The sequence below is a fragment of the Azoarcus sp. L1K30 genome (assembly GCF_018122735.1).
Classification (GTDB): Bacteria; Pseudomonadota; Gammaproteobacteria; order Burkholderiales; family Rhodocyclaceae; genus Parazoarcus.
Map to the genome: position 1 here is coordinate 1,931,751 of NZ_JAGRRD010000001.1, position 12,087 is coordinate 1,943,837.

Annotated in this window: 12 protein-coding genes; all 12 read right to left on the bottom strand. The window is 61.6% G+C overall.

The window, feature by feature from the left end; translation table 11 throughout:
• Positions 1 to 75: 75 nt before the first annotated feature.
• A complete protein-coding gene (mgtE, locus tag J5J83_RS08775) occupies positions 76 to 1,704 on the bottom strand; it encodes a magnesium transporter (RefSeq protein ID WP_212348011.1) in 1,629 nt (542 codons plus the stop codon).
• Between the two features lie 204 nt (positions 1,705 to 1,908).
• Positions 1,909 to 3,102 carry an O-succinylhomoserine sulfhydrylase gene (locus J5J83_RS08780; RefSeq protein ID WP_212348014.1) on the bottom strand — a complete coding sequence of 398 codons (1,194 nt, stop codon included), beginning with the start codon at positions 3,100 to 3,102 and terminating at the stop codon, positions 1,909 to 1,911.
• Positions 3,099 to 4,628, bottom strand: coding sequence for an amidophosphoribosyltransferase (gene purF / locus J5J83_RS08785; RefSeq protein ID WP_212348017.1), 1,530 nt, complete (start codon positions 4,626 to 4,628; stop codon positions 3,099 to 3,101). The genes J5J83_RS08780 and purF overlap by 4 nt, the downstream gene beginning before the upstream one ends.
• A gap of 11 nt (positions 4,629 to 4,639) precedes the next feature.
• Positions 4,640 to 5,131 carry a CvpA family protein gene (locus tag J5J83_RS08790; RefSeq protein ID WP_212348020.1) on the bottom strand — a complete coding sequence of 164 codons (492 nt, stop codon included), beginning with the start codon at positions 5,129 to 5,131 and terminating at the stop codon, positions 4,640 to 4,642.
• A 9-nt stretch (positions 5,132 to 5,140) separates the two neighbouring features.
• Positions 5,141 to 5,743, bottom strand: coding sequence for an SPOR domain-containing protein (locus J5J83_RS08795; protein ID WP_349251874.1), 603 nt, complete (start codon positions 5,741 to 5,743; stop codon positions 5,141 to 5,143).
• Between the two features lie 62 nt (positions 5,744 to 5,805).
• Positions 5,806 to 7,128 (bottom strand): bifunctional tetrahydrofolate synthase/dihydrofolate synthase, encoded by a 1,323-nt coding sequence (folC, locus tag J5J83_RS08800; protein WP_212348026.1) that lies wholly within the window; start codon positions 7,126 to 7,128, stop codon positions 5,806 to 5,808.
• Positions 7,121 to 7,993, bottom strand: a complete 873-nt coding sequence (gene accD, locus J5J83_RS08805) for an acetyl-CoA carboxylase, carboxyltransferase subunit beta (protein ID WP_212348029.1) — start codon at positions 7,991 to 7,993, stop codon at positions 7,121 to 7,123. Before accD ends, folC begins: the two co-directional genes overlap by 8 nt.
• Entirely contained in the window at positions 7,990 to 8,805 is an 816-nt protein-coding gene (gene trpA / locus J5J83_RS08810; protein WP_212348032.1) for a tryptophan synthase subunit alpha, read from the bottom strand. The genes accD and trpA overlap by 4 nt, the downstream gene beginning before the upstream one ends.
• A 43-nt stretch (positions 8,806 to 8,848) precedes the next feature.
• Positions 8,849 to 10,063 (bottom strand): tryptophan synthase subunit beta, encoded by a 1,215-nt coding sequence (gene trpB, locus J5J83_RS08815; RefSeq protein WP_212348036.1) that lies wholly within the window; start codon positions 10,061 to 10,063, stop codon positions 8,849 to 8,851.
• Positions 10,050 to 10,673 carry a phosphoribosylanthranilate isomerase gene (locus J5J83_RS08820; protein WP_212348039.1) on the bottom strand — a complete coding sequence of 208 codons (624 nt, stop codon included), beginning with the start codon at positions 10,671 to 10,673 and terminating at the stop codon, positions 10,050 to 10,052. Before J5J83_RS08820 ends, trpB begins: the two co-directional genes overlap by 14 nt.
• Positions 10,674 to 11,471, bottom strand: coding sequence for a tRNA pseudouridine(38-40) synthase TruA (truA, locus tag J5J83_RS08825; RefSeq protein ID WP_212352909.1), 798 nt, complete (start codon positions 11,469 to 11,471; stop codon positions 10,674 to 10,676).
• Positions 11,465 to 12,082 carry a CbiQ family ECF transporter T component gene (locus J5J83_RS08830; protein ID WP_212352911.1) on the bottom strand — a complete coding sequence of 206 codons (618 nt, stop codon included), beginning with the start codon at positions 12,080 to 12,082 and terminating at the stop codon, positions 11,465 to 11,467. The genes truA and J5J83_RS08830 overlap by 7 nt, the downstream gene beginning before the upstream one ends.
• Positions 12,083 to 12,087: the final 5 nt, after the last annotated feature.

Genomic DNA, 12,087 nt, shown 5'->3' on the forward strand with positions numbered 1-12,087 from the left:
TGCGCATTATAGACACCCCATGAACGAATGCAAGAACTAAATTCAAGAAGTTTCAGCAATCGAGGCAAATCGACGCTAAAGAACCATCGTTGCGAGCCCCAGAAAAGCAAAAAAACCAATGACATCGGTGACTGTCGTCACGACCACACCGCCCGCGAGCGCGGGGTCGATACCGATTCTGTCCAGCACCATTGGTACAGCGAGCCCGGCCAGTGCGGCAAACAGCAGATTGATCAGGATGGCAGCACCAATGACGCCGCCAATTTCCCAGTCGCCAAACCACGCCACTGCCAGCGCGGCGACGACAAGCGCCCAAAGAAGCCCGTTGAGCGTCGCAATGCCGATCTCCTTTGCCAGCAGCGCACGCGCATTGGAGCCCTCCACCTGTCCAAGTGCCATACCCCGGATCACGAGCGTAAGGGTCTGGCTACCGGCAATACCACCCATGCTGGCCACAATCGGCATCAACACGGCCAGCGCCACCACGCGCTCCAGCGTAGTCTGGAACAGACCGATCACCCAGGCGGCCAGAAAGGCGGTGACTAGATTGATGCCGAGCCAGACGGCCCGCCGTCTCGAACTCGTCAACACAGGGGCAAACATGTCGGCCTCCTCGTCCAGACCCGCCATGTGCATCATTGCCTTGTCGGAATTGTCCCTAATCAGATCCACGACATCATCGACCGTAATGCGCCCCAGCAGGACACTGCGCTCATCCACGACTGGCGCCGACAACAAGTCGTGGTCCTGGAACAGACGCGCCACTTCGTCCGCGGGCATGTCCACCGGAAGCGCGGGCAGATCGGCCTCCATGACCTCCGCGACCTTGCGCTCCGGCCGCGCCGTAACCAGTGCCGTAAGCCGCAACGCGCCCTGGTAGATACCCTTGCGGTCGACCACCATGAGCATGTCCGTCTGTACCGGGAGAGACTTGATCAACCGCAGATATCCAAGAACCGTCGCGAGACGAACATCGGCCCGCACCACGATCTGGTCGATGTTCATCAGACCGCCAGCCGAATCCTCCGGATAGGAGAGCATCGATACCAGCTTCTCGCGCCGGCGCCCTGCGGTCGCCTGCAGCAGCTGGCGCCCCGTCTCTTCCGGAAGCGATTGAATCAAGTCCACGAGGTCATCGAGATCGAGCCGTTCGGCCGCGACGACGAGTTCCTCTTGGTCCATTTCGAGTGCCAAGGCCGCACAGATCTCTCCATGCAGATAGGTCAATACCCTGCCGGCACGATCAGCGTCAATCATGCTCCAGGCGGCACTGCGCTCCTTGGGGGGCAAGGATTCGAGCAATCCGGCCGCCTTTGCAGGGTGCATGTCGCGAAGGATCTTGCCAACCCGCTTCAGCTTTCCCTGTGCCAACGCTGCTCTTGCTTCCCGGATCTGCGTCGTCGCAGTCTGCGCCTCACTGTCGTCCAACGCGTTCGACGGCCCATCAGGATCAGCGGAATCACCGACCAGCTGCCGGGCCAGAGCAGGGTTGAGATGCGCAAGGATTCTCGCTTCATGGCCGGCGTCGACCTGTTGCCACACGGCGTGACGCTGCTCTGAATCGATTGCCTCGAGCACACCAGCAATTTTTGCGTGATGCATGTGATGAAGCAACTTGCGTACGCGCTTGTATCTGCCGGCCTCGAGCGCACTGACAATCTGTTCGATTTCGGTATGCGCGCTAACTGCTACGTGGTCTGTCATGCCCGTCCCCCGTCCTGAATGTGTTCCGTGGGCTTGGCGTCGACACGCCCTAGACCCCGCAGTCTACGCATTTCCCACCGGAAGCGCATAGCAGCCGGCACACGGTCGCCGCATTGGGGGCACTCGCGCACGCAACCTGCGTACACGTAGAAAAGGCGTCAGTCGTTGCGACTGACGCCTCTTGTTTCGCGCACGATCCTGCGCTTACACGCTAGCGAGCAGCCCTCGCGCAAGGTCGACCTTGAGATCTTCGACAGCCTCCAGCCCAACGGCAATGCGCAGCAGGCCCTCGCCAATGCCTGCCGCTGCACGGGCTTCCGGCGTAATGCGACCATGCGTGGTCGTTGCCGGATGGGTAATCGTGCTCTTGGTGTCACCCAGATTGGCTGTAATCGAGATCACTCTGGTCGAATCCACGACACGCCACGCTGCCACCCGACCACCTTCGACCTCGAAGCTCAAAATGGCGCCACCGGACTTTTGCTGCCGCATGGCCAGCGCGTGCTGAGGATGTGATGGCAGCCCGGGGTAGAAAACCCGAGCAACCCCGGGTTGAGCCTCAAGCCAGCGTGCGAGCTCCAGCGCGCTCGCCGACTGCGCGTCCATGCGAATCCGCAGTGTTTCAAGCCCCTTGAGTATCACCCAGGCGTTGAAGGGCGAAAGCGTCGGCCCCGCCGTACGGAGAAATTTGAACACTTCGTCGGTGATGCGCCTGGGGCCCACCACGGCACCACCCAGCACACGCCCCTGGCCATCAAGATATTTGGTGGCTGAATGCACGACGACATCGGCGCCGAGTTCAAGCGGACGCTGCAGGACTGGGGAACAGAAGCAATTGTCCACCGCCAGTATCGCACCGGCCTCGTGGGCGATCTCCGCAACAGCGGCGATATCGACGACCTCGGTGAGTGGATTGGAGGGCGTCTCGATGAAGAAGAGCTTGGTTCGCGCCCGCACCGCAGTGCGGTAAGCCTCAAGATCGGTCGCCGGCACGAAGCTCGTCTCGATCCCGAACTTGCTCAGAATGTTCCCGAACAACTGCTGCGTGGATCCGAACAGGCCCAGCGAGGCCACCACATGATCGCCCGCCTCCAGCACCGACATGGCCAAAGACAGGATGGCGGCCATCCCGGAGGCGGTCGCAATACATGCTTCGCCGCCCTCGAGCGCCGCGAGCCGGGTCTGCATCGCAGTCACCGTGGGATTCGAGAACCGCGCGTATACGTTTCCCTCCTCCGCGCCCGAAAAACGGGCCGCTGCCTGAGCCGCACTCTCGAACACGAAACTGGAGGTCAGGTACATCGCCTCGCTGTGCTCATTGAACTGGCTGCGCTCGATGCCGGCGCGCACTGCCAGCGTATCGAGTTCGTACCCCTTGTCGTCGGGAATCGATGTCATTGGTCTGGATGCGTAATCAGGTTGAGATCCATCTGATCACTGTCATGATCCTCGCGCGCACTCGGCGTGTCCTCGCAACGCTGGTTCTCAACCCCGCTCAGATACTCTGCGGTGATGTCACCGGTCACGTAGGTACCATCGAAACAGGAGGTTTCGAAGAACTTGATCGCGGGGTTGAGTGCGCGAACGGAGGACTTCAGATCCTCCAGATCCTGATAGATCAGGCCATCGGCGCCGATCTGACGACAGATCTCGGCTTCATCGCGGTCGCTTGCGATCAACTCGCCGCGCGTGGGCATGTCAATGCCGTAGACATTCGCAAACCTCACCGGTGGCGCCGCCGAAGCAAGATAGACCTTGCTTGCGCCAGCCTCACGCGCCATGTTCACGATCTCCTTGCTCGTCGTACCACGTACGATCGAGTCATCCACCAGCAAAACGCTCTTGCCCTTGAACTCCTGATGAATGGTATTGAGCTTCTGCCGCACCGACTTCCGGCGCGTCGCCTGTCCCGGCATGATGAAGGTACGGCCAATATAGCGGTTCTTGACGAAGCCCTCACGATAGGGAAGGTTCAGACGATGAGCCATCTCCATCGCCGAAGGCCGACTCGAGTCCGGAATCGGAATGACGACATCGATGTGCACATTGGGCAGCGTGCGCTTCATCTTCTCGGCCAGAAATTCACCCATCTTCACCCGCGACTCGTATACCGACACGCCGTCGATGATCGAGTCGGGGCGGGCGAGATAGACAAACTCGAACATGCACGGAGCCTCGACCGTCTTGCTCGCACATTGCCGGCTACGAAAATTGCCCTCGGTATCAACCAGCACCGCCTCGCCAGGCGCGACGTCACGCAAGAGTTTGAAACCCAGCACATCAAGCGCAACCGACTCCGAGGCGACCAGCCATTCGGTCGAATCGCCGACGTCATTGCGCCCGATCACCAGGGGACGAATGCCATAAGGGTCGCGGAACGCAAGCAGACCGTAACCCGCAATCATCACCACTGCCGCATAGGCACCCCGACACCGGCGGTGCACGCCAGCCACGGCGCGAAAAACCGCATCTTCGTCAAGCTTCAGACCGTTGGCCGCCGCCTGCAACTCATGCGCCAGCACGTTCAGCAGCACTTCCGAATCGGAATTGGTGTTGATGTGTCGCAAGTCGGCGAGAAACATCTCGCGCTTGAGTTCATCGGAATTGGTCAGGTTGCCGTTGTGCGCCAGCAGCAAGCCGAACGGCGAGTTGACGTAGAAAGGCTGCGCCTCGGCGGCATTGTAGGCAGAGCCCGCCGTGGGATAGCGAACATGACCAATGCCCCAGTTTCCTTCCAGATTTCGCATGTTGCGGGTGCGAAAGACATCCCGCACCAAGCCGGAACCCTTGTGCATGTGAAAGCGACCGCCCTCTGCCGTGGCTATGCCCGCAGCATCCTGACCCCGGTGCTGAAGCACCTGCAGACCGTCGTAGAGCAACTGATTAACCGGGGAAGTCGCAACGACCCCAAGAATTCCGCACATGGAAACCCTGCCTATCTGAAACGAACTCTGTCAGCCACCGCATCCGGCAGCCACGGTTTGGCAGCAATCACTGCCGTCTCGAGCGGCGGCGAGAACATCGCATTCGCCCACCATGGCTCACGCGACATTCCCACCAATCCCCCCAACAACACTACTGCGAACGTGATCGCCAGGCCACGAGCCAGACCGAACAGTGCGCCAAAAAAACGGTCGGTTGCTCCCAGGCCCGCAGCCTTGAGCAATTCTCGCAGCAGAAAGCGAAGAAAAGCCGCCATCAGCAATACCACGACGATGATCGATGCAAAGCCTGCAATCTGACGCCACGCCGGATCACCGATGATACCGCCGAACAGTGCGGCAGCTTCGCCCGCATAGCGCCAGGCTGCAAGTACGGCCGCCAGCCAGGCCACCAGCGCCATGACCTCGCTCACCAACCCTCGCCACAAACCGACTGCGGCTGACAGGCCGAGCACCGCCAGAAAAACATAATCGAAGACGGTCATCGCCAGCTATCAGCGCGGCGCAATGACCGCATTCAGCCCCTGCGCGCGCAGCTGCGCCGCGACCTTGTCGGCTTCCACGCGCCCTTTTGCAGGACCAACGCGAACGCGGGTCACCGCACCGGCTTTCTCAGTGTAGGCCGCATAACCCTTTTTCTTGAGTTCGGCTGCAAGTGATTTCGCCTTGTCATCATCACTGAAGGCGCCGATCTGGATGACCACCGGTTCAATCTGAGCGGGCGCCGAAGTCGCGCGCACGTCGCCCCCGCTCAGCAGAGCCTTGACCCGGGCGGCCTCGTCGTCGGGCGGCGACGCGGGCTTATCCGCAACGGACGAAGATGGCTTCCGTTCTGAAACTTCTGGTTTCGCTTCAGGCTTGACGGCGGGAACTGGCGGCGACACGATCGCCGCCGGCTGTTCGATCGGTGCCGGCGTGATGTCGGCGTCCGCGGCAGGGGCATTGGGTGTGACGGGACCGATGGGCCGCGCCTCGCTACTCATGGCATCGCGATCCGGAATCGAAATCTGGATGTCCTGGGAGGATGTCTGCGGCTCCTGATCCATTGCCATGGGCAGCAGGATCGCTGCAAGAAGCGCAAGCGCGGCAGCGCCCACCAGGCGTCGGCGCGCCCGCTTCTTGATCTCGAGGTTGTCTGCGTCACTCACCGGAAACCTCTTCAGTGGCGCTCGGAACGAATCGTTGCCAGCACGTCTGCCACGGTCAGGAATGAACCAAAGACCGCGATTCTATCACCCTCTTCCACGCTTTTCCGCGCTGCAATAAAGGCCTCTGACGGAGATTTGAAACAATGGATATCGCCTTTTGCCTCCGCAGCACGCACCCGCACGGCAAGATCCTCGGCCGTCAGTCCGCGCGGCCCGGGAAGATCTGCCAGATACCAGCGATCCACCCTGTCACGCATCCTTGCCACCACCCCCTCGACGTCCTTGTCGCCGAACATGCCCAGCACCGCACTGGTCTCGGGATGAAAACCCATACCGCCCAGATTCTCCGACAGCACGCCGGCCGCCTGCGGATTGTGGGCAACGTCGAGCACCACTGCCGGTCGTCCCGGAAGGACCTGGAATCTGCCGGGAACCTCCACAAGCATCAGTCCTTCGCGCACGGACTGCATCGAGACGGGGATGCACTCACGCAAGGTATCGAGTGCGGTCATGACCGCGGCCGCATTGAGCAATTGATTGGCGCCGCGCAATGCCGGATAGGCAAGTCCGCCGCGCCTGGTCAAGGCGCCCTTGGCCGGCGCCGCCTCATAGCGCCAATAGCCCCACTGTTGCTGGTCGCCACCAAACCCGAAATCGCGCCCGCTGATCCACAGGGTGGCGCCGATCGAAGCCGCATGCTCCACCAGCGATGCCGGAGGCTGTGGATCACCATAGACGGCCGGCTTGCCGGCGCGGAAGATTCCCGCCTTCTCGAACCCGATCGCCTCCCGGGTATCGCCGAGATACTCCATGTGATCCATCGCAACACCGGTCACGATGGCGCAATCGGCGTCGAACACGTTAACCGCATCCAGCCGCCCGCCAAGACCCACTTCAAGGATGATGACGTCGGGGCGTTGGGCGCGGAACACCTCCCAGGCCGCGAGCGTTCCGTGTTCGAAATAGGTCAATGCAGTCTGGCCACGAGCATGTTCAACGCTGACAAATGCTTCGATCAGCGCAGCGTCATCGACATCCCGTCCATCCACCCGAACCCGTTCGTTGTAGCGCAGCAGATGAGGCGACGTGTAGCAGCCCACCCGGTAGCCTTCTGCCAGCAGGATGGACTCCAGCATTGCGCAGGTCGAGCCCTTGCCATTCGTTCCCCCGACGGCGATCACGACCGCTGCGGGATCGGGGCCGAGTGCGGCACGCACCTTTGCCACGCGATCCAGACCCAGCTGAATGGTCTGCGCATGACGCGATTCGAGCAGGGCCAGCCAGCCCTCGACCGTATCCGGCAACACTTTGGGATCTTCAAGCGACTCAGGCATGGACAGCGGGCTGCCGACCAAGTAATGCAAGCAACTCGGCGATGCGCTGACGCAGTTCGCGCCGGTCGACGATCATGTCGATTGCACCCTTCTCGAGCAGGAATTCCGACCGTTGAAACCCCTCGGGCAAGGTTTCGCGCACTGTCTGCTCAATCACCCGCGGACCGGCGAATCCGATCAGCGCACCGGGCTCAGCGATCACCACATCGCCCATGAAGGCAAAACTGGCGGACACTCCCCCCATGGTCGGATCGGTAAGCAGCGAAATGAAGGGCAGCTTGCGCTGCGACAACTGGGTAATGATGGCCGTGGTCTTGGCCATCTGCATCAACGAGAACAGTCCCTCCTGCATCCGCGCGCCGCCGGTTGCGGTAATGCAGATGAAGGGGATGCGTTGCTCCAGCGCGACGCGCGCACCGCGCACGAAGCGCTCGCCTACGACCGACCCCATGGAACCGCCGAGAAAATCGAATTCGAAGCACGCCACCACGACGGGCATGGTCAATATCGCGCCCTGCATCACCACCATCGCATCGGCTTCGCCTGTATCCGCGGTAGCGGTCGACAGACGTTCGGGGTACTTGCGCGAATCCTTGAACTTGAGCGCATCAACGGGAACCACCTCGGCCCCGATCTCGAACCGCCCCTCGGGATCGAGCAACTGATCAAGACGCACGCGCGCCCTCAGCCGCTGGTGGTGGCCACACTTGGGACAGACACAAAGATTGCTCTCGAGATCGGAACGGTAGAGCACGGCCTCGCATGCAGGGCACTTGCTCCACAACCCTTCCGGAATCGACTTGTTACGCGCGCCGGGATCGTTTCGCTTGATCTTCGGCGGCAGCAGTTTCTGCAACCAGCTCATTGTTTGGCTCCTGCCGTTGCATCCAGCGCGGCACGAATCCCTCGGATGAAAGAAGATACATTGGCGACCACCGCGTCACGGGGGCTGCGTTCGATCTCCTCGATGATACGGCTACCGATCACGACCGCGTCAGCAACGGCAGCAATGCGTTTCGCACTGTCGGCATCGCGAATGCCGAATCCCACGCCGACAGGCATGCCTACCGCCGACCGGATCTGCGGAATACGACGGGCCACTTCATCGAAGTCGAGATTGCCGGCCCCAGTCACACCCTTGAGGGAAACATAATATATGTAGCCACTCCCCGCTTCAGCCACATCGCGAAAGCGCTGTTCGGTAGAGGTGGGGGCGAGAAGGAAAATCGGGTCGAGCCCTGCGCTCTTGGCCAGCGCGGAAAAGCGCACGCACTCTTCTGGCGGGTAGTCGACCACCAGCACACCATCCACGCCGGCCTCCCGCGCGACGGCGACAAAGGTGTCTTCGCCCATCGCCTCGATCGGATTGGCGTAGCCCATCAGCACCACGGGTGTGAGCTGATCATCGACACGGAAAGCGCGAACGATGGCCAACACCTTGCGCAAGCTCATACCCGCGGCCAGCGCGCGTTCGGAAGCACGTTGAATCGTCGGGCCGTCAGCCATCGGATCTGAAAACGGCACCCCGAGCTCGATGATGTCGGCACCACTTGCCACCATCGCATGCATCAGCGGAACCGTGACCTCGCCATCGGGATCGCCTGCCGTAATGAAAGGGATCAGGGCCTTGCGGCCCTCGGCCTGAAGGCGCTGAAAAGTAGACTGGATTTTCGACATGATGAAGTCCGGCAATGCGAACCGCAGCGCGGTTCGCAGCAGGTTAGAACTGGATGCCCGAGCGCTCGGCCACCGTATGCATGTCCTTGTCGCCACGGCCGGACAGATTCACGAGCAGTACTTTGTCCTTGGGCAAGGTCGGCGCCAGCTTTGCAGCGTGCGCGAGCGCGTGGGAGGACTCGAGGGCCGGGATGATACCCTCGAACCGACACAGATCGTGGAATGCCTGCAAGGCCTCGCCGTCGGTGACCGCGACATACTCCGCACGCAGTGAGTCCTTGAGCCATGCGTGTTCGGGACCGACACCGGGATAATCGAGTCCGGCCGAGATGGAATGCGTCTCGATGATCTGCCCGTCCTCGTCCTGCATCAGATAGGTGCGATTGCCATGCAGGACACCTGGCTTGACGTTCGCAGTCAGCGGCGCGGCATGACGGCCGGTCTCGATGCCATCGCCCGCCGCCTCGACACCGATCAGGCGAACACCGGCAACATCGATGTAGGGATGAAAAATGCCCATTGCATTGGACCCGCCGCCCACACACGCAATCACATAGTCAGGCTGACGACCGATCAACTCGGGCATCTGCACCAGGCATTCCTTGCCGATCACGGTCTGGAAATCGCGCACCATCATCGGATAGGGATGAGGCCCCGCCACGGTGCCGATGATGTAGAACGTATTGGAGATATTGGTCACCCAGTCGCGCATGGCTTCGTTGAGCGCATCCTTGAGCGTCTTCGAGCCAGACTCGACCGGCACCACGGTAGCGCCGAGAAGCTTCATCCGGTAGACATTGGCGGCCTGCCGCTTGACGTCCTCCGACCCCATGTACACCACGCATTCCATGCCGTAACGGGCGGCCACCGTTGCGGTCGCCACGCCGTGTTGCCCCGCGCCGGTCTCGGCGATGACGCGCGGCTTGCCCATGCGCCGGGCCACCATCGCCTGCCCGATGCAGTTGTTCACCTTGTGCGCACCGGTGTGGTTGAGGTCTTCCCGCTTCAGATAGATCTGCGCACCGCCAAGCAGCTCCGACCAGCGTTTGGCATGATAGATCGGACTCGGACGACCGACATAGTGCTTGAGATCAGCCTCGAACTCGGCAATAAAAGCCGGATCGGCCAAGCATTCGGCGTAAGCTACGCGCAACTCCTCGAGCGCCGGCATCAGCGTTTCGGCGACGAACACGCCGCCGTAGGGACCAAAATGCCCCTTCTCATCGGGAAACTCGTACTGCATCTCAGCCATCCTCATTTCGAACTCCGGCAACGAATGCCGCCATCATGGCCGCATCCTTGATTCCCTTTCCGACTTCGACTCCGCTCGAAACATCCACGGCCCACGGACGCACGCGCCGCACGGCTTCACCGACATTGTCCGGATCGAGCCCCCCCGAAAGGATAATCGGCCGCGTGAACCCATTCGGGATCAGCGACCAGTCGAACGTCTTGCCGCCGCCGCCATAGCCATCGACAAATGCGTCGAGCAGGATGCCCCGGGCGCCGGGGTGACAAGCAGCGAATTCTATCAGATCAACTCCTGCGCGCATCCTTGCGGCACGGATCCACGGGCGACCGTAGCGCGCACATTCGGCCTCGGATTCGTCGCCGTGGAACTGCAGCAACTGCAAAGGCACACGGCTGAGTGCCTGTTCGACGAACGCGGGAGCCGGATTGACGAACAGGCCCACCGCGGTCACGAACGGCGGCAGCAGCGCCGCAAGTTCGGCCGCTCTATCGAAGGTAATATGTCTCGGACTGGGCGGATAGAAGACGAAGCCGATCGCATCGGCTCCGGCATTGACCGCCGCGCGGACATCCTGCGGCCGCGTCAGGCCACAGATCTTGATTCGGGTGCGTGACATTCAGAGGAGGGGAAGCTGGGGCCGGTTGATGATACGCCCATCGTCCGGGAGCGGCCAGTCCGGCGGATAGGCCACCCCGCAAAGATACAGGCCGGCCGCCTCGAAGGTTGGCGCCGCCAGCGACCTGTCACCGCTTTCAAGGACCTCGCCAAGCCACGCGGGAGAATAGTGCCCTTTGCCGATATACACCAGTGCGCCCACGAGATTGCGCACCATGTGATGAAGAAACCCGTTGGCGCGAAAATCCAGGGCAAAGTAATCGCCTGCGCGCGACACCTGTACGTCGTACATGACCCGCACCGGCGTCTTGGACTGACAACACGACGCCCTGAACGCGGAAAAATCATGCTTCCCGACAAGCAATCGCGCCGCTTCGGCCATGCGCTCCGCGTCCAGAGGCGGATGAAACCAGCCCACCTTTCCAGCCATTGCCGCCGGCCGTGTCGGCGAATTGACGAGAATGTAGCGGTACGCGCGTTCGTAGGCCAGAAACCTCGCATGAAAGCGATCATCGACCTCGACCGCCCAGCGCACCACGACGGTTCGCGGCAAATACGTATTCACACCGCGAACCCAGGCCGTCAATGGTCGTCGTGCATGGGTATCGAAGTGTGCAACCTGCGCAGTGGCATGGACCCCGGTATCGGTGCGGCCCGCAACCTGAAGGCGCACCGACTCCCCCGCAATACGCGCGATCGCCGCCTCCAGCACATCCTGGACCGTGCGCCCATGGCGCTGACTCTGCCAGCCCTCGAAGGCATCGCCCGCATACTCGACACAAAGTGCGATTCTTACCACATCCACCACCCCAGCAATCCAGCCAGCAAGGCCAGAACGAGACCATCGAGCACACCCAGGCGTTCCCTCACGAGATGGACCGGCGCCACCGGTTCGTCGGCCGCCATGAGCCACTGCTTCCAATCCTGAACCCTGCCCCTCCGACCTCCCGACTGCTGTATGCGGGCATCGTCAACATAGCGCAAGACGAGCAACAGACGCAGCGCAAGGGATTGCGCCGAAAGCCCCAGCGCCGAAGCCGGGCGGAACAGGGCATAGAGGCCGCTGACGAGGCGATCTGCCGGCAAGCGCTCAAGCAACAGGGCGACACAGGACACGACAACAAGCAGACGTCCCAAGTGTTCGAGCGCAAGCGTCACGCCCTCCCGCGTCGGACTGAGCAACGGCACACTCGCCAGCAGGGCTTCTCCGGGCGTAAACCAGGCGAAAAGCACGAGGATAGCCAACAACAGCACCTTCACACGACGAAACAGCCGCTGACCCCGCGCACGAGCGAACAGGAACACCAGCACGATGGACGTGACCACAAGATACGAAAGCGTATCGACGTCGACAAACTGCACCGACGCCACGCCCGCTATCCACAACAAAAGGATCAGACCCGCGTGCATACGCA